We start from the raw sequence: 26,943 nt of genomic DNA on the forward strand, positions 1-26,943 counted from the left end.
ACCGTGACACCATCACTGTCATGATGGGCGCACCATGACTGACACCCCTCACGCCACCGGGCCGCTGGCCGGCATCCGGGTCGTCGAGATCGTCGGCATCGGCCCCGGGCCGTTCGCCGCCATGCTGCTGGCCGATCTCGGCGCCGACGTCATCCGCGTAGATCGCCCCGGCGGCAACGCGTTGCAGATGACCGCCCCAGAACGTGACATCACGGCGCGCGGGCGCCCGTCGGCGGCCCTCGACCTCAAGCAGCCCGAGGCCGTCGAGGTGCTGCTCCAGCTCGTCGAGCAGGCGGACATCCTGATCGAGGGCTTCCGCCCCGGCGTGGCCGAACGGCTCGGATTCGGGCCGGAGGTGTGCCTCGAGCGCAACCCCGCGCTGGTCTACGGACGCATGACCGGGTGGGGGCAGGACGGACCGCTCGCCCACACCGCGGGTCACGACGTCAACTACATCGCCGTGGCCGGTGCCCTCGACACCATCGGCCGTGCTGGTGGGCCTCCGCAGATCCCGCTGAACCTGCTCGGGGACTTCGCCGGGGGCTCGCTGTACCTCGTCGCGGGCGTGCTCGCCGCGCTGACGCACTCGCGCAGCACCGGCACGGGCCAGGTCGTCGACGCCGCCATCACCGACGGCACGGCGCACCTGCTGGCCATGCCGCTGATGATGCAGCAGGCCGGCATGTGGAACGCCCAGCGCGGCACCAACCTGCTCGACTCCGGCGCACCGTTCTACGACGTGTACGAGACCTCGGACGGGCGCTGGATGTCCGTCGGCGGCCTGGAGCCGCAGTTCTACGCCGCCATGGAACGGCTGCTCGAGCCGTTCAGCGACGGACCGCTTCCGGATCGGAATGATCCGAGGCAGTGGACCGAGCTGCGGGCGCGGCTCGGTGCCATCTTCGCCACGCGCACCCAGGCCGAGTGGATCGGGACGTTCGAGGGCTCGGACGCGTGCGTCGCCCCGGTGGTGCCGATGCACGAGGCCGCCATCCACCCCCACCACGTCGCCCGCGGCACCTACGTCGAGCGCGACGGGCTGGTGCAGCCCGCACCCGCACCCCGCTTCTCGGCGACGCCGGCGACCCTCGGCGCGGCGCCCTCGGCGCCCGGTGCCGACACGCGCACGGCGCTCACGGCGTGGGGCATCACCGACGTCGACCAGCTCATCAGCCGCGGCATCGCGGTGGAAAAGGGAGAAAAATCATGAAGCGCACCATCTTCGAGGCCGATCACGACTCGTTCCGCGACACCGTCCGAACCTTCGCCGAGAAGGAGATCGCGCCGCACCACGCCGAGTGGGAGAAGGCGAGCATCGTCCCGCGCGAGCTGTGGACCAAGGCCGGCGACCTCGGCCTGCTCGGCTTCATGATGCCCGAGGAGCACGGCGGAGGCGGGATCAACGACTTCCGCTACAACGCGATCCTCAGCGAGGAGATCACCCGCGTCGGCGCCAGTGGCGTGGGCTTCGTGATCCAGACCGACCTCGTGTCGGGCTACCTGCTCTCGTACGCCTCCGAGGAGCAGAAGGCGCGCTGGTTCCCGACCTTCTGCTCCGGCGAGACGATCACCGCCATCGCCATGACCGAGCCCGGCACCGGGTCGGACCTGCAGGGCATCAAGACGACGGCCCGCCGTGAGGGCGACGAGTACGTCATCAACGGTTCCAAGACGTTCATCACCAACGGCATCAACGCCGACCTGGTGCTGGTCGTGTGCCAGACCGATCCCGACGCCGGTGCCATGGGCTTCTCCCTGATCGCCGTCGAGCGCGGAGCCGAGGGCTTCGAGCGCGGCCGCAACCTCGACAAGATCGGCCTCAAGGCGCAGGACACCGCCGAGCTGTTCTTCGACAACGTGCGCGTCCCCGTCGACAACCTCATCGGCGAGGAGGGCAAGGGATTCATCTACCTGATGGAGAAGCTGCCCCAGGAGCGCCTGTCGATCTCGGTGGTGGCCGCAGCCGCGTGCCGTGCGGCGATCGACATGACGCTGGACTACGTCAAGGAGCGCAAGGCGTTCGGCAAGCCGGTGGGATCGTTCCAGAACTCGCGCTTCGTCCTCGCCGAGCTCGAGACGGAGGCCCGGATCGCCCAGGTCTTCGTCGACGAGTCGATCACCCAGCACAACCGCGGTGACCTCACGGTCAGCGACGCGGCGATGGGCAAGTGGTGGACCACCGAGCTGCAGAAGAAGACCGTCGACAAGTGCCTGCAGCTGCACGGCGGCTACGGCTACATGAGCGAGTACCCGATCTCGAAGGCGTACCTGGACACCCGCATCCAGACGATCTACGGCGGGACCACCGAGATCATGAAGGAGATCATCGGCCGCGACATGGGCCTGTGACCGAGCGCGCTCCGCGCGCGAGCGTCACCGGCCGCCAGCGCAGCGTGAGTCGTTCGCGGCGCAGCCGCCCGGACGCGAGGCGTGGTGAGGTGAACGGCTCGATCGAGCCCGTCGCCTGAGCCCGCCTCGGTCGCTGGCGCTCCCTCACGTTCGGCCGCAAGCGGCCTCTCTGGCGAGCGGGGTGGGAGGTGCGTGCGCGCCTCGGTCGCTGGCGCTCCCTCACATTCGGCCGCAGGCGGCCTCTCTGGCGAGCGGGGTGGGAGGTGCGTGCCCGCCTCGGTCGCTGGCGCTCCCTCACGTTCGGCCGCAAGCGGCCTCTCTGGCGAGCGGGGTGTGGGTGCGTGCCCGCCTCGGTCGCTGGCGCTCCCTCACGTTCGGCCGCAAGCGGCCTCACTGGCGAGCGGGGGTGGTTGCGTGCCCGCCTCGGTCGCTGGCGCTCCCTCACGTTCGGCCGCAGGCGGCCTCTCTGGCGAGCGGGGTGGGAGGTGCGTGCCCGCCTCGGTCGCTGGCGCTCCCTCACGTTCGGCCGCAAGCGGCCTCTCTGGCGAGCGGGGGGCCGTTCGCGGAGCGTGAGCGGAGCGAGGCGAACGACGGTGGTGGGCTTGATCGAGCCCTCGGGTGAGCGCGCCTCGGTCGCTGGCGCTCCCTCACGTTCGGCCGCAAGCGGCCTCTCTGGCGAGCGGGGGGCTGTTCGCGGAGCGTGAGCGGAGCGAGGCGAACGACGGTGGTGGGCTTGATCGGGCCCCTCGGCTACTCCGTCCGCCGTCTGACCGTCTCGCGCTTGGCTTCGTCCACAGCCGTCTCGTAGGCCGTGACCAGCGCCTGGATGGTCAGCGGCTTGAACCGCTCGACGAGGGCGGTGATGTCCTCGGCGCTGCGGCCGGACTCGCGCAGGGCCGGCCACCACAGCGACCGGAACACCTCGGTCATGTCGTGGGCGACCTTCTTGCCGGCGTCGTCGAAGATCTTGCGCGCCGCCAGCGCCACGTCCAGGGGCATGTCGGTCTCGAGGAACTGCACGCCGACGGCCAGGTGCGCCGGAGCCACCTGGAACACGTCGTCGTCGGGGGTCGGCTCCACGACGCCGATGGCCACCAGCAGCTCGATGTCGTCGTCGCTGAGCGCGCGCCCCGCGCGGATCTCCAGCTCGCCGCGCTTGACCGTCTCGGGCAGGTCGGTGGTCCACGGGGCCAGCAGGGTGCGGAACAGGGCGACGCGCTCGGGGGTGGCCGTGGCGGGGATCCGCTCCAGGTAGCCCTCGATGGCCGAGAGCGTGAAGCCGTGCGCCTGCAGCTCGCGCACGAGCTCCAGGCGGGCGATGTGGTCGGCGCCGTAGTACCCGTTGCGTCCCTCGCGGCGCGGCGGGGGGATCAGGCCCCGACCGGCGTAGAAGCGCACCGTGCGCACCGACATGCCCACGCGCGCAGCCAGCTGCTCGACACTGAGGTCGTCCTGGACCCCGGGATCGTCGTTCACACGCACCCTCCTCTACCACTTTGACAGTGATGGTGTCACAATCGGAGGTACGCCACCCACTCCATGTCTGTGAGGACCCCATCATGGCTGAAGCATTCATCTACGACGCCATCCGCACGCCGCGTGGTCGCGGCAAGAAGACCGGATCCCTGCACGAGGTCAAGCCGATCGCCCTGGCCACCGGCCTGATCGAGGAGATGCAGAAGCGGAACCCGTCGTTGGACCCCGCCCTGATCGACGACCTCGTCCTCGGCTGCGTCTCCCCCGTCGGCGACCAGGGCGGCGACATCGCCAAGACCGCAGCACTCGCCGCGGGCCTGCCCGACTCGGTGGCCGGCGTGCAGCTGAACCGCTTCTGTGCCTCGGGCCTCGAGGCGGTCAACCAGGCCGCGCAGCGCGTGCGCTCGGGCTGGGAGGACTTCATCCTCGCCGGTGGCGTCGAGTCGATGAGCCGCGTGCCGATGGGCAGCGACGGCGGCGCGTGGGCCATGGACCCGCGCACCTCCTTCGACACCGACTTCGTGCCCCAGGGCATCGGTGCCGACCTCATCGCCACCATCGAGGGCTACAGCCGCACCGACGTCGACACGTTCGCCGCCGAGTCGCAGGCGCGTGCCGCCAAGGCCATCGCCAACGGCTACTTCGACAAGTCGGTCATCCCGGTCAAGGACGTCAACGGGCTGACCATCCTCGACCACGACGAGTTCGTGCGCGAGGGCACCACCGTGGAGAGCCTGTCGGCGCTGCCGGCGTCCTTCGCGCAGATCGGCGACATGGGCGGCTTCGACGCGGTGGCGCTGGAGAAGTACACCCAGGTCGAGAAGATCAACCACGTCCACCACGCGGGCAACAGCTCGGGCATCGTCGACGGCGCCGCGCTCGTGCTCATCGGCAGCGAGGAGGCCGGACAGAAGTCGGGCCTCACCCCGCGCGCCCGCATCCTGGCCACCGCCGTCACGGGGTCGGAGCCGACCATCATGCTGACGGGCCCCGGGCCGGCCAGCAAGAAGGCGCTCGCCAAGGCGGGCCTGTCCATCGAGGACATCGACCTGATCGAGATCAACGAGGCGTTCGCGGCCGTCGCGATGCGCCTGATGAAGGACCTGGGCGACTACCCGCACGAGCAGACCAACGTCAACGGCGGCGCCATCGCCATGGGCCACCCGCTGGGTGCCACCGGCGCGATGATCCTCGGCACCCTCGTCGACGAGCTGGAGCGCCGCGAGAAGCGCTACGGACTCGCCACGCTGTGCGTGGGCGGCGGCATGGGCATCGCCACCGTCGTCGAGCGCATCTGATCACCCTCCCCCACTTCTGCACAGGAGAACTGTCACTTTCATGAGCACCCACGAAATCACCGCAGGCGCAGTGCGTTACGAGGTCACGGACGGCATCGCCCACCTGGTGATCGACGATCCGGACCAGAGCGCCAACACGATGAACCAGGCCTACACCGACGCCATGGAGAAGGCCGTCGACGCGTTCGTGGAGGACGTGCAGGCAGGTGGCGACGCCATCAAGGGCGCGATCGTGTCGTCGGCGAAGAACACGTTCTTCGCCGGTGGCGACCTCAAGCTGATGACGCAGGCCACCCCGGCCGACGCGCCGGAGCTGTTCGCCAACGTCGAGCGCATCAAGGCCACGCTGCGCAAGCTGGAGACCTCCGGCAAGCCGGTCGTCGCGGCCATCAACGGCGCCGCGCTGGGCGGCGGGCTCGAGATCGGCCTGGCCTGCCACCACCGCATCGCGGCCGACGGACGCTACGAGATCGGCCTGCCTGAGGCCACCTTGGGCCTGCTGCCCGGTGGCGGCGGCGTCACGCGCACGGTGCGCATGCTGGGCCTGGCCGACGCGCTGATGAAGGTCCTGCTGCAGGGCCCGCGCATGAAGCCGGCCAAGGCCAAGGAGGTCGGCCTGGTCGACGAGGTCGTCGCGGCCGACGACCTGATGTCCAGCGCGATCGCGTGGGTCGAGGCCAACGCGGGCAACGAGGAAGCGGCCTCGCAGCCGTGGGACCGCAAGGGCTACCGCATGCCGGGCGGCACCCCCACCACCCCGTCGCTCGCCGCGATCCTGCCGTCGTTCCCGGCCAACCTGCGCAAGCAGGTCAAGGGTGCCGACTACAAGGCGCAGCGCAACATCATGAGCGCCGCGGTCGAGGGCGCGCTGGTCGACGTCGACACCGCGTCGCGCATCGAGAGCCGCTACCTGGTCGAGCTGCTCGTCGGCCAGCAGTTCAAGAACATGACGCAGGCGTTCTTCTTCGACCTCGGTGCCATCAACGCCGGCAAGTCGCGCCCCGACGGCATCGAGCCGACCAAGGCCGAGAAGGTCGCGGTGCTCGGCGCGGGCATGATGGGCGCCGGCATCGCGTACGTCACCGCCCAGGCGGGCATGAACGTCGTTCTCAAGGACATCTCGCAGGAGGCCGCCGACAAGGGCAAGGCGTACAGCGAGAAGCTGCTGGACAAGGCGCTCGAGCGGGGCAAGATCACCGCCGAGAAGAAGGACGAGGTCCTGGGGCGCATCCTGGCCACCGCCGACTACGCCGATCTCGAGGGCTGCGACTTCGTGGTCGAGGCGGTCTTCGAGTCGGTCAAGCTCAAGCACGAGGTGTTCGCGGAGGTGGAGAAGGTCGTCAAGCCCGACGCCCTGCTCGGCTCCAACACGTCGACGCTGCCCATCACGGGTCTGGCCGAGGGCGTCTCGCGCCCCCAGGACTTCATCGGCATCCACTTCTTCAGCCCGGTCGACAAGATGCCGCTGGTGGAGATCATCGCCGGCGAGCAGACCTCCGACGAGGCCATCGCACGTGTCTTCGACTACACCAAGGCGATCAAGAAGACGCCGATCGTCGTCGGTGACAGCCGCGGCTTCTTCACCAGCCGGGTCATCGGCACCTTCGTCAACGAGGGCATCGGCATGCTGGCCGAGGGCGTCTCGCCGGTCAGCATCGAGCGCGCCACCACCATGGCGGGCTTCCCGGCTCCGGTGCTGCAGCTCAGCGACGAGCTCAACCTCGAGCTGATGACCAAGATCCGCAACGAGTCGAAGGCGGCCGTCGAGGCAGCCGGTGGCACGTGGGAGGGCAACGCGGGCGAGCGCGTCATCGACGAGATGATCGCCGAGGGTCGGTCCGGACGGCTCAAGGGCGCCGGCTTCTACGACTACGACGAGAACGGCAAGCGCACGGGCCTGTGGTCGGGTCTGGCCGAGAAGTTCCCGGTGGGCGACGTGCAGCCGGAGATGGCCGATCTCAAGGAGCGCCTGACGTTCATCATGAGCCTGGAGTCGGTCAAGTGCCTCGACGAGGGCGTGCTGCGCACCGTGCCCGACGCCAACATCGGCTCGATCTTCGGCATCGGCTTCCCGCCCAACCAGGGCGGTGTGCTGCAGTACATCAACGGCTACGAGGCCGCTGACGGCTCCATCGGCGTCGAGGCGTTCGTGGCGCGGGCCCAGGTGCTCGCCGACACGTACGGCGACCGCTTCACTCCCCCGGCATCGCTGCTGGAGAAGGCCAAGAACGGCGAGAAGTACGTCTGACAGCCAGTTCTGTCACATGACGGCCCCATGCTTCGGCGTGGGGCCGTCGTCGTGCTACTCACCGGCGATCGAGCGGATCACGCGAGCCGGGTTGCCGCCCACGAGCACGTCGTCGGGCACGTCGCGGGTGACCACCGAGCCGGCCGCCACGACGCTGTTGCGGCCGATCGACACACCGCCGATGACCGTGGCACCGGCGGCGAGCCACACGCCGTCACCGATCGTGATGGGGCGCCCGACCAGCTCGGCGCGCCTCTTCGAGGGGGCCACCGGGTGCTCGGAGGTGATCAGGCTGACGTGCGGACCGACGAGGACGTCGTCGCCGATCGTGACCTCGGCGAGGTCGTAGATGGTGCAGCCCTGGTTGATGAACACGCGTGCGCCGCTCCGGACGTTCGTGCCGTGGTCGGCGTAGAACGGCGGGACGAGTCGGAAGCCCGGGCCCGGCTCGCGCCCGGTCAGCTCGGCGAACAGTGCAGCCACTTCAGCGGCGTCCGCGTAGGCGAGCCGGTTGATGCGCGCGGTGAACCCCATCGCGCGCTCGACCGACGCCACGAACGCGGCCGACGCAGGTGTTCCGGTGGGGATGTGGACCTCGTTCGCCATGGGACTCCTGTCAGATGCGTCGCAGACTGATCGGCTGGCCGTCGTTCGGGAACGGCAGCGAGTGGTAGTTCATCGGCACCCGGTAGCCGGGGTCGACGGTCCACTCGAAGCGGCGCAGCAGGTGGTGCAGCACGCTGGTGACCTCGCTGCCGGCGAAGAACATGCCGAGGCACTTGTGCACGCCGCCGCCGAACGGGTCCCACGCGTGTCGGTGCGACGCCTGCTCGCGGCGCGGCTCGGCGAAGCGCTCGGGGTCGAACCGCGCGGGCTCGGTCCAGAGCTGGTCCATGTGGTGGCTGAAGTGCGGAGCGACCAGGGTGAAGTGGTCGGCGGGGATGCGGACGCCCCGCACCGACGTCTCACGCACCGTCTTGCGCGCCAGGACCGGCACGGGTGCGACCAGGCGCAGGCACTCCTTCATCACCAGGTCGAACGACGTCAGAGCGTCGAGCTCGGCGAGCGTCGGGGCGTCGCCGAGAGCGGCGGCCTCGGCACGCAGGCGCTGCTGCCAGTCGGGATGCTGGCCGAGGTACTGCATCATCGTCGACAGCGTGATGGTCGACGTGTCGTGCGCGGCCATCATCATGAAGACCATGTGGTTGACGACGTCGTCGTCGCTGAAGCGCTCGCCCTCGTCGCTCTCGATGTGGCACAGGGTGCTGAACAGGTCGTCGCCCTCGCGCTCGCGCCGCGACGGCAGGTAGCCGCGCAGGAACTCCTCCAGCACCCGGCGGCCCCGCGTGCCCCGGCGCCACCGCGTGAACGGCACGTCGTGGCGCACGATGCCCGTGGCGGCCTGCAGGCAGTCGATGAAGGCCGCGTTGATCCGCCGCATCTCGTCGGGCGACGTGTGCTCCGCGCCGCCCATGAACGTCTGTGTCGCGATGTCCAGCGTCAGCTGCTTCAGCGCGGGGTACGCGCGCACGTCGTCGCCGGTCGGCCACGCGTCGAGACCCGCGCGAATGGTGGGTTGCATGCCGGCCGTGTAGCCCTCGAGCCGATCGCGCGTGAACGCCTGCTGCATGATCCGGCGGTGCAGGTGGTGCTCGGCGAAGTCCAGGAACATCAGTCCGCGCCCGAAGAACGGGCCGGCCGCCTCGGTCCAACCCGGTCCGCTCGCGAACGCCTTGTCCCGGTTGACCAGCACGGCTTCGCAGGCGTCGGGGCCGAGCATGACCGCCCAGGGCCGCCCGAGGAAGCTGATGCGCGAGACCTCGCCATGGCGTTCCCACTGACGTCGGAACAACGCCTGCGGGTCGCGGACGTAGGCCAAGGTGCTCCCGACGACGGGCCACGACCTCCGCCCCTGGAGCTCCGACACGCCGTCCATCACCGCATCTTGTTTCAGGAAGGGCGTCCTGTCAACATCTGGTCATGGTCATCGAACGCACCTATCGCGGCATCAGCGCAACGGAACGCACCGCCCAGCGTCGCCGCCAGCTGCTCGACGCAACCCTCGACCTGTGGGGCGGCGCCGACCGACCGAAGGTCACCATGACCGGCGTGTGCCAGCGCGCCGGACTGACCGAGCGCTATTTCTACGAGTCGTTCTCGCACCTCGACGACGCGCTCGTGGCGGTGCTGGAGCAGATCGCCGACGAGATCGAGCAGCGCACGGTCGCCGCCCTGGCGCAGGCCGGCGGAGGACCGACGGACCGTGCCCGTGCCGCGATCGCCGCCTTCGTGCAGGTGCTCACCGACGACCCCCGCAAGGGGCGGGCCGCCATCGTGGAGTCGGCGGCGGTGGAGGCGACGCGCTCGCACCGTGAGCTTCTGCTGCGGCGGTTCGCCCGGATGTCGGCGCGCGAGGCGCGCAAGCTCTACGGTCCGCAGGCCTGGGGCGAGCCCGAGGGCGCCTTCGCGGCCACCATGTTCGTGGGCGGGGTGGCGCAGCTGGTGGCGTCCTGGATCGACGGATCGCTTCCGGCCGACTCCGAGCAGATCGTGGAGGCCGCCACGCGGGCCTTCACCGCGACGGCGCACGCGAGCTGACGCTCTCAACACTCTTTTCACACTAGTTGCATCTAGTCACACGGCGGCGTGTCTAGTTCCTTCTGACGATCTTGAGGACGTAAGTCCCCTGCAATCCTTGACTTTTTCTCAGTCGACGATGATTAGTCACTCCAATCCCAGTGGTAAACGCTTGTCCCAAGCGTTAACCTGAACCTCAGACACGGGCGAGATGCGCCCTTCTGTCGAGAGGTTTCTTCCCCATGGCACTTCGGCGCCGGACGCGAGCAGCGCGCGTGCACAGCGTGCTGACGTGGCGCCGATCGGTCCTGAGAGCCGTCGCCGTCACGGTGTCGGGGGCACTCATGCTCACCCCATTGGCGGCACAGGCGTTCGAGCAGAACACCGGTGCCCTGACCGGCGGCGGCCCGTTCGTGCAGACGCAGCCGTCCGGTCTCGGCATCTCCTACAGCGTCTCCGGCGCCAACCTGGCCGGGGCCAGTGGCGGCGGCGTCAGCGGCCGCGGCGGTGCCGCCGGCCAGTTCATCACCGGCTTCGACACCAGCTCGCCGACGCTGCAGCTGACCGCCGACTACGGCAGCTGTGCCAAGCCGGCCAAGAACCAGTCCGCCTACTGCACCAACACCGGCTCGGTCACCATCAACTTCGAGCACCCCACGAAGAACCCGGTGATCCACCTGGCCGGACTCGGTGGCAACGCCACGGGGTCGCGGTCGGTGTTCCTCAACACCTACTACGAGGCGCTCATCTACTCCGGTGCGCTGAAGCTCACGAGCAGCTCGCCGGCCGGAGCCTCGCCCGGCGCGGTGCTGGCCGGCACCAACCTCGCGATCGAGAACGGCTACGTCGAGGCGCCCAACGTCCGCACCGACGCCTCGTGCAGCGCGACGCTGTCCCAGGCCGGCAACGTCAACGTCTCCGGCGGTGGATCGGCCGGCTGCGGCTCGGTCAGCGTGCCCGGCACCTACACGCAGCTGACCTTCCAGGTCGACATGCATGCGATCTGCCTGACGTCCTCGAACAACCAGGGCGACTGCAACGACGTCAGCCCCGGTGGCGACCTGTTCTTGATGTCGGTCACCAACGGCCTCGACTTCGGCGACGCGCCCTCGGGCTACAACGCCGGGAACGCGGCCCGTCACAACCCGGGGAACCTGGCGCTCGGCGCCACCAGCCCCGACGACGACGGCGGAGGACGCAACCCCACCGCGAGCCCGATCTCGGTCGCCTCGGGCGCCAACGCCAACGGAACGAACGGTGACGGGGCCGACGAGGACGCGTTCGCCTCCCTGCCCGACGTCGTCGCGCAGGGCACGGTGCCGTACACCCTGACGGTGCCGGTGTCGGGTGCCACCAAGAACGGTGCCGTGTCGGGGTGGATCGACTTCAACCGCAACGGCGCGTTCGACGCGGGGGAGAAGGCGACCGCGACCTTCGCGCCCGGTGCCACCTCGGTCAACCTGTCGTTCGCCAAGCCGGCCGGTCTGATTCCCGGGCTGACCTACGCGCGATTCAGGACGGCCTTCGACGCCGCCGACGTCGCGAACCCCAACGGCCCCGCCGCCTCCGGCGAGGTCGAGGACTACAGCCTCAACATCGTCGACGAGACCACCGGCTTCACCTTCACCAAGAGCGCCGGTGCCGTCCAGGACACCAACGGTGACGGCATCAACAGCGCCGGCGACCAGGTCACCTACACCTTCAACGTCACCAACACCGGCAACTCCACGGTCGGCTCGCTGGCGATCAGCGACCCCAAGATCGCCACGGTCACCTGTGCGGCCACCACGCTGGCTGCCGGGGCGAGCACCAGCTGCACCGGCACGTACACACTGACCCAGACCGACGTGAACGCCGGCACCGTGGCCAACACGGCCACGGTCAGCGGCACCACGGTCAACGGCACGCCGGTGACCAAGACCGCGTCGACCAACCGCAGCATCACGCAGGTGACCAAGGGGTCGCTCACCAAGTCGGCCGGCGCCCTCAACGACAACGACGGCAACGGTCCGGACGTCGGCGACACCATCGCGTACACCTTCACCGTCACCAACACCGGCAACCTGCCCCTGACCGCCGTCACCATCAACGACCCGAAGATCAGCGGCGTCACCTGCCCCGCCGGCGCGGTCGCACCGGGCGCCACCAGGACCTGCACGGGCACCTACACGCTGACCCAGGTCGACGTCGACGCCGGCAAGGTCGACAACTCGGCCACCGCCACCGTCACCTCGTCGGTCGGCAGCGCCACCACGCCGGCAGCGACCGCGACGAAGACGTTCACGCCCAGCCGGTCGTTCACCTTCGACAAGCAGTCGTCGGCGGTCAACGACCTGGACGGCAACGGTCCGGACGTCGGCGACACGATCACCTACTCGTTCGTGTTCACCAACACCGGCACCGCGTCGCTGAACACCCCGGCGGTCACCGACAACCTGGTCGGAGCGGTCACCTGCCCGGCAGCGCCGATCGGTCCGGGCGTCAGCGTCACGTGCACGAAGTCCTACACGCTGACCCAGAACGACGTCGACTCCGGAGCGGTCAACAACACCGCGACCGGCACCATGAAGCGTCCCGACGGCGTGGCGTTGCCGACGTCGCCGCCGGACTCCACGTCGACGACCGTCACCCCGTCGAACGCCATCAAGGTCACCAAGACCGCCGGCGCCCCGAACCTCGGTGGCAACGGGCGCCCCGACCCGGGCGACACGATCGCCTACTCGTTCGAGATCGAGAACACCGGCGGATCCACGCTGACCAACCCGACGATCAACGATCCCAAGATCGGCGCCGTCACCTGTGCTCCGGCCACGTTGGCGCCCGGGCAGAAGCTCACCTGCACCAAGACCTACGCGATCACCCAGCCCGACATCGACGCCGGCACGGTCGACAACTCGGCCACCGCGTCAGCCACGCTCCCCAACGCCAGCACCATCACGTCGGCGCCATCGACCACCTCGACGCCGTTGACCAAGGTCTCGACCGTCACGTTCGACAAGACCGCCGGCTCGATCGTGGACGCCAACGGCTCCGGCAAGGTCGATGTCGGCGACACCATCCAGTACGCGTTCACGACGGTCAACACCGGCAACACCACGCTGAACGCGATCACGATCAACGACCCCAAGGTCGGTGCGGTCACCTGCACACCGACCACCCTGGCGCCGGGTGCGTCGGTGGTCTGCACCAAGGTCTACACGCTGACGCTGGCCGATCTCGACTCCGGAGCGGTCAACAACTCCGCGACCGTGACCGCCACGCCCCTGGGCGGCACCGCCTTCACCTCGACGCCCGACTCGACGTCGACCCCGATCGCCTCGACAGGCTCGATGACGTTGACCAAGGTGCCCGGCGCGGTCAACGACCTGGACGGCAACGGTCCCGACGTCGGCGACACCGTGCCCTACACGTTCACCGTCACCAACACCGGCACGGCCTCGATCAACGGCGTCAGCATCAGCGACGCCAAGATCTCCGCGTCGCCGATCGCCTGCTCGCCCGCGACCATCGCCCCCGGCGCCACGTCGACGTGCACCGCCACCTACACGCTGACCCAGGCCGACGTGAACGCCGGCAAGGTCGACAACTCGGCCACCGCCAACGGCACCAAGGCCGGCGGCGGACCGGTCAGTGCCAACCAGACCGCCACCAAGACGTTCGTGCCGACCTCGAGCTTCACGCTGGACAAGCAGGCCGGCTCGATCGCCACCGGCGCCGATGGCCGCGCCGACGTGGGCGACACCATCACGTACACCTTCGTGTTCGCCAACACCGGCGCCACGACGTTGTCCTCTCCGGGTGTCAGCGACGTGAAGGTCGGGCCGGTCACCTGTCCGGCCGGACCGGTCGCCCCGGGCGCGAGCGTCACCTGCACCAAGACCTACGCACTCACGCAGTCCGACATCAACAGCGGTGCGGTCAACAACACCGCGACCGGATCGATGAGCGGTCCGGCGGGACTGCCGGGCCCGGCCACCTCGTCCGACAGCACGTCCAGCCCGATCGCCCCGGCGAACGCGCTCACGCTCACCAAGTCGGCCGGTGCCATCGCCACCGGCCCCGACGGCCGCGCCGACGTCGGCGACACGATCACCTACTCGTTCGTCGTCACGAACACCGGGAACCAGACCCTCACCTCGGTCGCTGTCAGCGACCCGAAGGTCGGCACCGTCAGCTGCCCCACGACCACCCTCACCCCGGGGCAGAGCACGACCTGCACCAAGACCTACGCCCTGACGGCCGCCGACATCAACGCCGGCCAGGTCGCGAACACGGCCACCGCCTCGGGCCAGAACCCGACCGGCGGCACCGTCTCGGCGGCCCCGTCGAACGTCACGACCACCATCCCCGCCGATGCCTCGCTGACCGTCGACAAGCAGGCCGGCACCTACACCGACGCCAACAGCAACGGCCGCATCGACACCGGCGACACCATCATCTACGGCTTCGTCATCCAGAACACCGGCAACGTCACCCTCGACCCGGTCACCGTCAGCGACCCGAAGATCGGTCCCGTCACCTGCGCGACCGGACCGCTGGCCCCGGGCGCCACGCGCACCTGCACCCCGACGTCGTACACGATCACCCAGGCCGACGTCGACAGCGGCGCGGTCAACAACTCCGCCACCGCGAGCGGCACCCCGCCGGTCGGCGGCCCCGTGACCTCGACCCCCGACACGACGTCCACCTCGACGACCGACGTCCGCGCCCTGTCGCTGACCAAGAGCGCCGGGGCGGTCAACGACCTCGACGGCAACGGCGTCGACGTCGGCGACACCGTGGTCTACACCCTCACCGCGACCAACACCGGCACCAAGACCCTCACCTCGGTGGCGGTCGCCGACCCGAAGCTTCCCGGGTCTCACCTGCTCGCCCTCCACGCTGGCCGCTGGTCAGTCGGCCACCTGCACGGGCACCCACACGCTGACCCAGTCCGAGGTCGACAACGGCGTCGTCGACAACTCGGCCACCGCCACGGCCAAGGACCCCGAGAACAACACCGTCGACGCCGCGGCCACCAACAGCAAGATCCTGGTCCCCACGTCCAGCTTCACGTTCGACAAGACGGCCGGTGCGATCGCCACCGGACCGGACGGTCGCGCCGACGTCGGCGACACGATCACCTACACCTTCACGTTCACGAACACCGGTGCCACCACGCTCACGTCACCGACCGTCACCGACGCGAAGATCGGCGCGGTCACCTGCCCGACGGGAACCGTCGCGCCGGGCGACAGCGTCTCGTGCACCAAGGTCTATGCGCTGACCCAGGCCGACGTCGACTCCGGCGCGGTGAACAACACCGCCACCGGCACGCTGGTGCCCAGCAACGCCGGCAGCCCCGTCCCGGTGCCGCCCAGCCGCACCGACTCCACCTCCAGCTCGGTGACCCCGGCCGGCCAGCTGCAGCTCGTCAAGTCCGCCGCGGCGCCGGTCGACGCCAACGGCAGCGGCGCGCTCGACGCCGGCGACACGATCGTCTACACCTTCACGCTCACCAACCAGGGCAACACCACGCTGACCGGCACGACGGTCAGCGATCCGACGATCGGTGCCGTCACCTGCCCGGCCGGCGCCATCGCACCGAACGCCACCAAGGTCTGCACGAAGACCTACACGATCAGCCAGGCCGACCTGGACGACGGCGAGGTCGTCAACACCGCCACGGCGAGCGCCACGGACACCCAGGGCGCCACGGTGACGTCGAGCCCGTCGAGCGTCACGACGACGCTGGCGGCCGCCCCCCAGATCACCCTCGACAAGCAGGCCGATGCGCCCAGCGACGCCAACGGCAACGGACTCGTCGACGCCGGCGACACGATCAGCTACTCCTTCGTCGTCGAGAACACCGGCAACGTGACCCTCGACCCCGTCGCGGTGAGCGATCCGAAGGTCGGCACCGTCACCTGCCCGGCCGGGCCGCTCGCTCCGGGCGCGAGCCGCACCTGTGAGCCGGTCACCTACACGATCACCCAGGCCGACGCCGACGGCGGCGAGGTCGTCAACACCGCGACCGCCACGGCCACGCCGCCGACAGGTGCCGACGTCAGCGCCACCGACTCCACGTCCACGCCCACCAGCCAGGTGTCCGACCTCACCGTCACGAAGGTGGCCGGTGCGGTCGCCGATCTCGACGGCAACGGCACCGACGTCGGCGACACGGTTCCGTACACGATCACGGTGACCAACACCGGCACGCGAACGATCACGGAGGTCGCCGCGACCGATCCCAAGATCGCCTCGCTGTCGTGCAGCCCGACGACGCTGGCCGCTGGCGAGTCGGCCATCTGCACCGGCACGTACACGCTGACCCAGGCCGACGTCGACGCCGGCAAGGTCGACAACACCGCGTCCGCCACCGGCCGCGATCCCGACGGCACCCTCGTCACGGGGACCGGCACGAACACCAAGACCCTGGCGCCCACCTCGAGCTTCGACTTCGACAAGCAGGCGGCCGCCCCCGTCGACGCGAACTCCTCGGGCCGCCTCGACGCCGGTGACACGATCACCTACACGTTCGTGTTCGCCAACACCGGCACGACCTCGCTGCGCAACCCCACCGTCACCGACGCCAAGGTCGGGCCGGTCACCTGTCCGACCACCACCGTCCTGCCCGGCGCCTCGGTCAGCTGCACGAAGGTCTACACCCTCACCCAGACCGACATCGACGCCGGCGCGGTCAACAACACCGCGACCGGCGCCATCAGCTCGCCGGTCGGCCGACCCGCGCCGACGCCGCCCACGCGCACCGACAGCACGTCGTCGACGCTGGCGCCCAGCAACACGCTCACCCTCGTCAAGACCGCCGGTGCTCCGGCCGACGCGAACGGCAACGGCCGCGCTGACGTCGGCGAGACGATCACCTACTCCTTCGCCGTCACCAACAGCGGCACCCAGACGCTGAGCCTGTTGGCGATCGACGATCCGGCCATCGGTGCAGTGACCTGCCCCAGCACGACGATCGCGCCCGGGCAGACGATCACGTGCACCAAGGCCTACCCGTTGAAGCTGGCCGACATCGACGCCGGCGGCGTGGACAACACCGCCACGGCCACCGCGTCGACGCCGGGCGGCGGCACCGTGACCTCGCCGCCCTCGAGCGTGACGACGTCGGTGACCCGCGTCCCCTCGGTGTCCATCGACAAGCAGGCCGGCACCCCGACCGACGTCAACGCCAACGGACGCACCGACGCCGGCGACACGATCAGCTACTCGTTCGTCGTGGCCAACACCGGCAACACGACGATCAGCCAGATCACCGTGAACGATCCCAAGATCGGGCCCGTGACCTGCCCGACCGGCGGACTGCTGCCCGGCACCTCGGTCACGTGCACGCCGACCGTCTACACGATCACCCAGGCCGACGCCGACTCCGGCGCCGTGACCAACTCGGCCACCGTCACGGTGACGCCGGCCGGCGGTGCGCCGATCACCTCGGTCCCCGACACCACGTCGACCCCGACCACCACGGCGTCGACGATGACGCTCACCAAGTCTGCCGGGGTGCCCGTCGACAGCGACGGCAACGGACCCGACGTCGGTGACCTGCTGCCGTACACGTTCGTCGTCACCAACACCGGGACCACCACGCTCGAGAGCGTGGCGATCACCGATGCCAGGATCAGCGGCCAGATCACGTGCTCGCGCACCACGCTGACCCCCGGTCAGACCGCGACCTGCACCGGCAACCACGTGCTCACGCAGAGCGAGGTCGACGACGGCGTCGTCGACAACTCCGCCACCGCCGATGCCACCGGCCCCGGCGGAGCCCCGGTGACCGCCGCGGCCAGCGCGACCAAGTCCATCGTGGCGATCTCGTCGTTCACCTTCGACAAGCAGGCAGGTGCGCGCACCGACGTCGACGGCGACGGCCAGGCCAGCCAGGGCGACACCATCGAGTACACCTTCGTCTTCACCAACACCGGCGCGACCACGCTGAGTGCCCCGGTGGTCGCCGACGCCAAGCTGCCCGGCGTCACCTGTCCGGCCGGGCCGGTGGCACCGGCCGCCTCGGTCAGCTGCACCGGCACCTACGTGCTGACCCAGGCCGACGTCGACGCCGGCGCGGTCAACAACACCGCCACGGGCACCATGACCGGTCCAGCCGGCGGTCCCCAGCCCACGCCGAGGTCCGACAGCACGTCGACCAGCGTCCCCGAGACCAACAGCCTCGCTCTCACCAAGACCGCAGCCGCCCCGACCGACGAGGACGGTGACGGGCGGGTCAACGCCGGCGACACCGTCGAGTACACGTTCACCGTCACCAACACCGGCAACCAGACGTTGAGCAACGTCGGCATCTCCGACCCCCAGGTCGGACCCGTCTCCTGCCCGACGGCGGACCTGCCGCCCCTGGCCAGCGCGCCCGCCAACGAGACGACGTGCACCAAGGTCCACACGCTGACCCAGTCCGACATCGACCTCGGCGGGATCGTCAACACCGCCGAGGCGACCGCCGAGACCCCGGGCGGTGACCCGGTCGTGTCCAACCAGTCGACCGCGACCACGACGATCGCACCCGTCGCGACGATCTCGCTGGACAAGCAGGCCGGTTCCCTCGTGGACGTCGACGGCAACGGCCCCGACGCCGGCGACACGATCAGCTACTCGTTCGTGGTCACCAACACCGGCACCGTGTCGGTCGAGGACGTCGCGATCAGCGATCCGACAGTGGGCCCTGTCAGCTGCCCGGCCGGGCCACTGGCGCCGGAGGGCTCGAGGACGTGTGGTCCGGTGGTCTACACCGTGACGCAGGCCGACGTCGACTCCGGCTCCGTCCTGAACACCGCGGATGCCACGGCGACCGGGCCGACGGGCCAGCAGGCGACGTCGTCGGACAGCACCTCGACATCGGTGACAGGCACCAGCTCCCTGGCCACGGTCAAGACCGCCGGAGCACTCACCGACGTCGACGGCAACGGCACGGACGCCGGCGACACGCTGGCGTACGACTTCGCGCTGACCAACACCGGCACCACGTCGCTGACCGTCGTGTCGGTCACCGACGCCAAGCTCGGCGGAACGTTCGCGTGCTCGCCGACCGAACTGGACCCGGGCGAGGTGGCCACCTGCTCGGGCACCTACACGCTGACCCAGGCCGACGTCGACGCCGGCGAGGTCCAGAACACGGCCACGGGCTCGGCCAAGGATCCCGACGACAACACCGTCAGCAGCGACAGCTCCATCACCACGCCGCTGTCGCCGGTGTCGTCGTTCACGCTCGACAAGCAGGCCTCCGCGATCGCGCTGGGTCCCGACGGGCGTCCGGGCAAGGACGACACCATCACCTACTCGTTCGTGTTCACCAACACCGGTGGCACCACGTTGAGCGCACCCACGGTCAGCGACCCCAAGGTCGGCCCGGTCACCTGCGCTCCCGGCCCGCTAGCGCCCGGCGCCAGCGTCACCTGCACTACGACGTACGCACTCACCCAGGCCGACGTCGACGGCGGCGCCGTCAACAACACGGCGAGCGGCTCGATGACCGCTCCGGCCGGGCAGACCGCACCGGTCGACCAGACCGACTCGACGTCGACGCCGATCGCGGCGACGAACACGCTCACGCTCGCCAAGACCGCCGGTCCCGTCGCCACCGGCCCGGACGGCCGGGTCGACGCCACCGACACGGTGCCCTACACCTTCACCGTCACCAACACGGGCAACCGCACCATCTCGCAGATCGCCATCGACGATCCGCTCCTCAGCAGCACGACCTGCCTGACCACCAGCCTCGCGCCGGGCGCCAGCACCACCTGTGCGGGCAGCTACCCCGTCACGCAGGGCGACATCGACGCCGGCTCGGTCAGCAACACCGCGACCGCCACCGGCGTGGACTCGCAGGGCGCCCCCGTCACGTCGCCGCAGGCCTCGGCCGAGGTCGACCTGACCCGCGTCACGTCGGCCACCCTGGACAAGGCGGTCGGCTCGACCACCGACGCCAACACCAACGGGGTCCTCGACGCGGGCGACACCATCACCTACACGTTCGACCTGCTCAACACCGGCAACACCACGCTCGACCCGATCACCGTGGCCGACCCCAAGCTCGGTTCGCTGACCTGTCCCGCCGGGCCACTGGCCCCGGGAGCCACCCTCACCTGCACGCCGAAGACCTACACCGTCACCTCGCAGGACGTGCTGGCCGGAGCGGTCCAGAACACCGCGACGGCCACCGTTACCGGGCCCGACGGCACCGCGGTCGATGCGCCGGACTCGACGTCCACCCCGACCAACGCCAAGCCGGTCGCAGCGGACGATGCCTCCACGGGCCAGCAGGGTCTGCCCCAGTCGGTCAACCCGCTGGCCAACGACCAGGCCGGCGACCCCACGGTCCCGCTGGTGCCCGGCACGCTGACGCTGCTCGACGGCGGCAGCCCCGCCACGACCGTCACGGTCGCCGACGGCGTCTACACGATCCAGGCCGGGCGGATCGCCTTCACGCCGGACCCGACCTTCACCGGCACGCCCGACCCCGTCACGTACCGGGTCGCCGACGCCAAGGGCACCACCACCTCGGCCAGCTACCAACCGACCGTCACCGCCGTGACCCCGGTCGCCCAGGACGACGCCTCCACCGGCCTGCAGGGCCGTCCCCAGACGGTCGCCGTGCTCGACAACGACACGGCCGGTGACCCCGCCATCGCCCTGGTTCCCGGATCACTGAAGCTGCTCGACGGCGGTGCACCGGTCGACACGCTCATCGTCGCGGGCGTCGGACGCTACGACGTCACCAACGGCACGATCGTCTTCACGCCGGTGGGCACCTTCACCGGCACCGCGCCGTCGGTCACCTACCGCGTGGCCGACCAGAACGGCACCACGACCACCGCGCAGCTGGCCGCCACCGTCACCCCGGTGACGCCGACGGCCGTCGACGACACCGCGACGGGCGGCCAGGGTCAGACGCTCTCGATCCCCGTGCTGGCCAACGACACCCCCGGCGACCCGGTCGTGCCGCTGGACCCCGCGACCCTGCGCCTGCTCGATGCCGCCAGCAACCCGGTCTCGACGTTCACGCTGGCCGGCGTCGGTCAGTACGACGTGGTGGGCGGTGCACTGGTGTTCACCCCGGTGGCGACCTTCACCGGAGCGGTCCCCCCGGTCGACTACCGCATCTCCGACGTGAACGGCACGACGACCACGGCCACCGTCACGGCCACGATCACGCCGGTCACGCCGGTCGCCAACAACGACAGCTCGAGCGACTCCCAGGGTCGGTCGCAGACCGTCGCCCCGACGATCAACGACCAGGCCGGCGACGCCAACGTGCCGCTGGTGGCCGGAACGCTCACGCTGCTCGACGCCGGCAACGACCCGGCGACCACCGTGACCGTGGCTGCCGGGGTCTACACCCTCGGATCGGCCGGCACCATCACGTTCACGCCGCGCCCGACCTTCACCGGCACGCCGGCCCCCGTGCGCTACCGGATCGCGGACACCAACGGCACGACCGCGACGGCGCTGTACCAGCCGACCGTCACGCCCGTGACCCGACCGGACACCAGCGCCGGCCTGCAGGGTCTTCCGCAGAGCGTCGCCCCGCTGGCCAACGACGACCGTGACCCGTCGGTCCTGCTGGACCCGGCGACGCTGCGGGTCGTGGATCCGGCCGACGGCCAGGCCCGGACCAGCGTCCTGATCGCGGGTCAGGGCACCTACTCGGTCAGCAACGGCATGATCACGTTCGACCCGCTGCCCACCTACAGCGGCACGGCGACGCCGATCACCTACCGCGTCAACGACCAGACCGGCGCAGCCGTGTCCGACACCTACACGCCGACCGTCGTCTCGCTGAACCCCGGCGCGAACCCGGACGTCGCGACCGGTCCGCAGGGTCGTCCGCTGACGATCAACCCGCTGGCCAACGACAACCCCGGTGACCCGAGCGTCCCGATCGATCCGACGACGCTGACGCTGCTCGACGCCGCAGGCGATCCCGCGACCACCGTCTCCACCGCAGCCGGCGACTACACCCTGGCGAACGGCTCGATCACCTTCACCCCGCTGGCGACGTTCACCGGCACCGCCCCGGCCGTCACCTACCGGGTGGCCGACGAGAACGGCACGACGGCGACCTCGACCTTCACGCCCACGCTCACCCCGGTCACTCCCGTCGCGACCGACGACTCCACGACCGGCCCCCAGGGCGTCGCGCAGAGCGTCAACCCGCTCACCAACGACGCCGCCGGCGACCCGGCCGTCCCGCTGGTGCCCGGCAGCCTGACGCTGCTGGACGCCAGCCTCAACCCGGCCACCTCGGTCGCGGTCACGGGCGGCGTCTACACGCTCGCGAACGGCGTCATCACCTTCACGCCGGACGCCGGTTTCACCGGTTCGCCCGTGGGGGTGCGCTACCAGGTCAGCGACGCCAACGGCACCACGGCCCGCGCCGTCTACCGCCCGAGCCTGACGCCGGTGATCCCGCAGGCCAACAACGACGCGACGACCGGCACCCAGGGTGACCCGCAGTCGATCAACGTCCTGACCAACGACGCGGCCGGCGATCCGGCCGTCCCGCTCGACCGCGACTCCGTCACGCTGCGAGCCGGCGACGGTTCCGACGTCACGGCCGTGACGGTCGCCGGCGGCGTCTACACGCTCGGTGTCGACGGTGAGGTCATCTTCACCCCGGACCCGGGATTCACCGGCGAGCCGGACCCGGTCACCTACCGGGTGCGCGACCTGAACGGCACCGTCGTCTCGGCGCAGTACCAGCCGTCGGTCGCCCCCGTGACGCGTCCCGACACCAGCACCGGCCTGCAGGGAGCCACCCAGACGGTGTCGCCGTTGACCAACGACACGCTCTCGCCCGTCACCCTGGTCCAGGCGAGCCTCGCCCTGCTCGATCCGGCCGACGGTCAGGCGAAGGACACCGTGCAGATCCCCGGACAGGGCACCTACTCGGTCAACGCGGGGCAGATCTCCTTCGTGCCGGTGCCGACGTTCTCCGGAGCGGCCACGCCGATCACGTACCTGGTGAAGAACGCGGCCGGGAGCACGCTGTCCGACACGTACACCCCGACCGTCACGTCGCTGAACCCCGGCCTGGTGCCTGACTCGACGACCGGCCCGCAGGGCGTGGCCCAGTCGGTCGATCCGCTCGCCAACGACGCACCGGGCGACCCGAGCGCCCCGCTGGTGCCCGGCACCCTCACGCTGCTCGACGGTGCGACCCCGGCGACGTCGGTGAGCGTGACCGGCGGCGTGTACAGCCTGGCGAACGGCCGCATCACCTTCACGCCCGACAGCAGCTTCACCGGGACACCTGATCCGGTCACGTACCGCGTGGCCGACTCCAACGGCACGGCGGCCACCTCGACGTACACGCCGACCCTCACGCCGGTCGCGCCGATCGCCCGTCCGAACACCTCGACCGGCATCCAGGGCGCCACGCAGACGGTCGACCCGATCGCCGACGACACCCCCGGGGACCCGAACGTCGCCCTCGACCCGACCTCGGTGCGTCTGCTCGACGCCAACGGGGTCGTCGCGACCACCGTCACCGTCGCGGCCGGCGCCTACACGCTGAGCAACGGCCAGATCGTGTTCACGCCCGATCCGACCTTCACCGGTGACGCGGCGCCGGTCACGTACCGCGTGGCCGACGTGAACGGGACGACGGCCACGTCGACCTACACGCCCACCGTGACCGCGATCGCTCCTGTCGCCCGACCCGACACCACCACGGGCATCCAGGGTGCACCGCAGACCATCGACCCGCTGGGCAACGACAGCCCGGGCGATCCCGCGGTGCCGTTGGTGCCCGGCAGCCTGACGCTGCTCGACGGCGCGACGCCGGCCACGACGGTGAACGTCACGGGCGGTGTCTACTCGCTGAGCAACGGCCAGATCACCTTCACGCCCGACAGCAGCTTCACCGGCACGCCTGATCCGGTCACGTACCGCGTGGCCGACGCCAACGGCACCACGGCGACGTCGACCTACACGCCCACCGTCACGGCCGTGACCCCGATCCTCCACGCGGACGCGAGCTCCGGACTGCAGGGGGCGCCCCAGACGGTCGATCCGCTGGGCAACGACAGCCCGGGTGATCCCGCGGTGCCGTTGGTGCCCGGCAGCCTGACGCTGCTCGACGGCGCGACGCCGGCCACGACGGTGAACGTCACCGGCGGGGTCTACTCGCTGAGCAACGGCCAGATCACGTTCACGCCGGACAGCAGCTTCAGCGGCACGCCTGATCCGGTCACGTACCGCGTGGCCGACGCCAACGGCACCACGGCGGAGTCGACCTACACGCCGGTCGTCACGCCCGTCACTCCCGTCGCGGTCGACGACGACTCGATCGGACGCCAGGGCGCCCCCCAGACGGTGCACCCGCTCGCCAACGATCGTCCCGGCGATCCCTCGGTGCTGCTCGACCAGGCCACGCTGACCCTGCTGGACGCGGCCGGCGACCCCGCCACCTCGGTGACGGTCGCCGGCGGCACCTACTCGGTCGAAGGCGACACGATCACGTTCGAGCCCACCCCGAGCTTCACGGGAGTGGCGCCGCCGGTCACGTACCGCATCGCCGACGAGAACGGCACCACGGCGACCGCCACGTACACGCCCACCGTCACCGCGGTGAACCCGGTCGCGGTCGACGACGAGTCCACCGGACTGCAGGGCGCCACGCAGACCGTCGACCCGCTGGTCAACGACACGCCGGGCGTCGACGGCGTTCCGCTGGCTCCGGCCACCCTCACGTTGCTGGACTCCGGCGGCAGCCCGGTCTCCTCGGTCACGGTGGCCGGTGGCACCTACACGATCGCGAGCGGTCGTCTCGTGTTCACCCCGGAGCCGAGCTTCGTCGGGACGCCGCCGCCGGTGCGCTACCAGGTCTCGGACCAGAACGGCACTCCGGCGCGGGCGAGCTACCAACCGACCGTCACCGCGGTCACCCCGGTCGCCCTCGACGACACCTCCACCGGACTGCAGGGCGCCACGCAGACGGTCAACCCGCTCGGCAACGACAGCCCCGGAGCCCCGACCGTGCCGCTGGCGCCGAGCTCACTGACCCTGCTGGACGGCAGCACGCCGGCCACGAGCGTCTCGGTCAGCGGCGGTGTCTACACCCTCACCGACGGGCAGATCACCTTCACACCGGTCCCGTCCTTCACCGGCCCGGTCCCGCCGGTCACGTACCGCGTGGCCGACGTCAACGGCACCACGACGACCGCCACGTACCGCCCGGTCATCACGGCGGTCACTCCGGCCCCCGTCGACGACACGGCCACCGGAGTGGTCAACCGGCCGGTCTCGGTCGATCCCCTGGCCAACGACCTCCCGGGTGACTCCTCGGTGCCGCTGGTCCCGGGCACCCTGACGCTGCTCGACGCGGCAGGCAACCCGACCAATGCTGTGACCGTCGCCGACGGCGTCTACTCCATCGTGGCCGGCCGGATCGTGTTCACCCCGGCCACCGACTACGTCGGGTCGCCGACCCCGGTCACCTACCGCATCGCCGACCAGAACGGCTCCACGGCGACGGCCCGGTTCGCACCGGTCATCGAGGCGGTGGCGACGATCGTCGCCGACGACACCTCGTCGGGCGCCAAGGGTCAGCCGCAGTCGGTCGACCCGCTGGCCAACGACATCTTCGATCCCGCCCACCCGTCGGTCCCGAGCAGCCTCACCCTCGTCGACGGCGACGGAAGCCCGACCACGACCGTGACCGTCGCGGGCGGCAGCTACACGATCGCCAACGGACGCATCGTCTTCACCCCGACCCCCGACTTCGTCGGAACGGCGGTGGCTGCGACCTACCGGATCAGCGACATCGACGACACGACGTACACGGCGACGTACACGCCGACCGTCCTCGCCCCCTCGCCCACCGCGACCAACGACACCAGCACCGGCAAGCAGGGTCAGCCGCAGTCGGTCGACCCGCTGGCCAACGACACCCCCGGTGACGTGAGCGTGCCCTTCGAACGCGCGACGTTGACCCTGCTCGACGGCGCCGGTGCGCCGACCACCCGCGTCGAGGTCGAAGGCGGTGCCTACACGGTCGACGACGGCCTGCTGGTCTTCACGCCGGACAACGCCTTCGTCGGCGCCGCGACCCCGGTGGTCTACCAGGTGAGCGACACCAGCGGGCGCGTCGCCACGGCCACCTACCGGCCGACGGTCCAGGCGATCACGCCCGTGGCCACCAACGACACCAGCAGCGGACAGATCAACAGTCCGCAGTCGGTCGATCCGTTGGCCAACGACACCGTGGGCGACGCGGCGGTTCCGTTCGCGCCTGCCACGCTGACCCTCCTCGACGCGACCGGAGCCGCGAGCTCGAGCGTGTCGGTGACCGGTGGCGTCTACACGATCGACAGCGGACGCATCGTGTTCACCCCCACCTCCGGATTCGTCGGGACCGCGCCGCCGGTCCGGTACCAGGTGGCGGACACCAACGGCACCCTCGCGTCGGCGACCTACACGCCGACGGTCGCCGACGGCTCGATCGTCAAGGACCTCTCCGCGTCGGCCGCTCGCGGCGCCACGGTGACCATCGATCCGGTCGCCGCCACCCCCGGGCTGGACCCGACCACGGTGCGTCTGGTCGACCCGACCAGCGGCGCTCAGGTGCTCCAGCTGACGGTCTCGGGCGAGGGCACGTGGACGGTCGATCCGACCGACGGCACGATCACCTTCGCGCCGGCGTCGGGACTGGTCGGGGACCCCACCCCGATCGACTACGTCGGACGGACCACGGACGGCACCGACGTGAGCGGAACCCTGACCGTCGACTACCCGGGCTCCACGACACCGGGCTCCGGCCCGACCGGGCCCTCCGGTGGTGGCGGCGCGGTCGGCGCCGGTGGACACGGGCTCACGCCCGGCGCGGGCTCGGGCGCCGGCACGTCCGGCATCCGCCTGCTGCCCGCCACCGGAGTCGGCGACCTGGTGGTCCCGCTCGGCCTCCTGGGTCTGGTGATGGTGATCGGTGGCATCGTGCTCGTCCGACGCCGCCCCGAGTCCGGTGAGCGCTGACCTCGTGCC

At 70.4% G+C, this 26,943-nt stretch carries 9 protein-coding genes and 2 pseudogenes; 8 read left to right on the forward strand and 3 right to left on the reverse strand.

Annotated features, from left to right (window positions below):
• Positions 1-34: 34 nt before the first annotated feature.
• Together AC0L5F_RS11030 and AC0L5F_RS11035 are read left to right on the forward strand one after the other, a co-directional pair.
• Complete coding sequence (locus AC0L5F_RS11030) at positions 35-1,210, forward strand: CaiB/BaiF CoA transferase family protein (RefSeq protein WP_473313408.1); 1,176 nt, start codon at positions 35-37, stop codon at positions 1,208-1,210.
• Positions 1,207-2,349, forward strand: a complete 1,143-nt coding sequence (locus AC0L5F_RS11035; RefSeq protein WP_473313409.1) for an acyl-CoA dehydrogenase family protein — start codon at positions 1,207-1,209, stop codon at positions 2,347-2,349. The genes AC0L5F_RS11030 and AC0L5F_RS11035 overlap by 4 nt, the downstream gene beginning before the upstream one ends.
• Positions 2,350-3,099: 750 nt before the next feature.
• Here AC0L5F_RS11035 and AC0L5F_RS11040 read toward each other — a convergent pair.
• Complete coding sequence (locus AC0L5F_RS11040) at positions 3,100-3,825, reverse strand: MerR family transcriptional regulator (RefSeq protein WP_473313410.1); 726 nt, start codon at positions 3,823-3,825, stop codon at positions 3,100-3,102.
• A gap of 83 nt (positions 3,826-3,908) precedes the next feature.
• On the opposite strand from AC0L5F_RS11040, the gene AC0L5F_RS11045 reads away from it, so the two are divergent.
• On the forward strand, positions 3,909-5,123 hold the full coding sequence (locus AC0L5F_RS11045; RefSeq protein WP_473313411.1) for an acetyl-CoA C-acetyltransferase: 1,215 nt from the start codon (positions 3,909-3,911) through the stop codon (positions 5,121-5,123).
• Positions 5,124-5,163: 40 nt separating this feature from the next.
• A complete protein-coding gene (locus tag AC0L5F_RS11050; RefSeq protein ID WP_473313412.1) occupies positions 5,164-7,371 on the forward strand; it encodes a 3-hydroxyacyl-CoA dehydrogenase NAD-binding domain-containing protein in 2,208 nt (735 codons plus the stop codon).
• Between the two features lie 54 nt (positions 7,372-7,425).
• On the opposite strand, the gene AC0L5F_RS11055 is transcribed toward AC0L5F_RS11050, so the two are convergent.
• Complete coding sequence (locus tag AC0L5F_RS11055) at positions 7,426-7,977, reverse strand: sugar O-acetyltransferase (RefSeq protein ID WP_473313413.1); 552 nt, start codon at positions 7,975-7,977, stop codon at positions 7,426-7,428.
• A 10-nt stretch (positions 7,978-7,987) separates the two neighbouring features.
• A complete protein-coding gene (locus AC0L5F_RS11060) occupies positions 7,988-9,307 on the reverse strand; it encodes a cytochrome P450 (protein WP_473313414.1) in 1,320 nt (439 codons plus the stop codon).
• A gap of 44 nt (positions 9,308-9,351) precedes the next feature.
• On the opposite strand from AC0L5F_RS11060, the gene AC0L5F_RS11065 reads away from it, so the two are divergent.
• From AC0L5F_RS11065 to AC0L5F_RS11080, 4 genes and pseudogenes are all read left to right on the forward strand, one after another.
• Positions 9,352-9,969 carry a TetR/AcrR family transcriptional regulator gene (locus AC0L5F_RS11065; RefSeq protein ID WP_473313415.1) on the forward strand — a complete coding sequence of 206 codons (618 nt, stop codon included), beginning with the start codon at positions 9,352-9,354 and terminating at the stop codon, positions 9,967-9,969.
• A 1,049-nt stretch (positions 9,970-11,018) separates the two neighbouring features.
• Positions 11,019-14,756 (forward strand): annotated as a pseudogene (locus AC0L5F_RS11070) (beta strand repeat-containing protein); the annotation flags it as partial.
• Positions 14,757-14,871: 115 nt separating this feature from the next.
• A pseudogene (locus AC0L5F_RS11075) lies at positions 14,872-15,219 on the forward strand (DUF7507 domain-containing protein); the annotation flags it as partial.
• Positions 15,220-15,240: 21 nt separating this feature from the next.
• A complete protein-coding gene (locus AC0L5F_RS11080; protein WP_473313416.1) occupies positions 15,241-26,934 on the forward strand; it encodes a DUF7507 domain-containing protein in 11,694 nt (3,897 codons plus the stop codon).
• Positions 26,935-26,943: the final 9 nt, after the last annotated feature.

Source organism: Aeromicrobium sp. 10G20-16 (assembly GCF_055809665.1).

What these genes read in the sequence shown, in the direction of transcription:
- AC0L5F_RS11030 (WP_473313408.1), top strand. Translation starts at nt 35, where the DNA reads ATGACTGACACCCCTCACGCCACCGGGCCGCTGGCCGGCATCCGGGTC.
- AC0L5F_RS11035 (WP_473313409.1), top strand. Translation starts at nt 1,207, where the DNA reads ATGAAGCGCACCATCTTCGAGGCCGATCACGACTCGTTCCGCGACACC.
- AC0L5F_RS11045 (WP_473313411.1), top strand. Translation starts at nt 3,909, where the DNA reads ATGGCTGAAGCATTCATCTACGACGCCATCCGCACGCCGCGTGGTCGC.
- AC0L5F_RS11050 (WP_473313412.1), top strand. Translation starts at nt 5,164, where the DNA reads ATGAGCACCCACGAAATCACCGCAGGCGCAGTGCGTTACGAGGTCACG.
- AC0L5F_RS11055 (WP_473313413.1), bottom strand. Translation starts at nt 7,977, where the DNA reads ATGGCGAACGAGGTCCACATCCCCACCGGAACACCTGCGTCGGCCGCG.
- AC0L5F_RS11060 (WP_473313414.1), bottom strand. Translation starts at nt 9,307, where the DNA reads ATGGACGGCGTGTCGGAGCTCCAGGGGCGGAGGTCGTGGCCCGTCGTC.
- AC0L5F_RS11065 (WP_473313415.1), top strand. Translation starts at nt 9,352, where the DNA reads ATGGTCATCGAACGCACCTATCGCGGCATCAGCGCAACGGAACGCACC.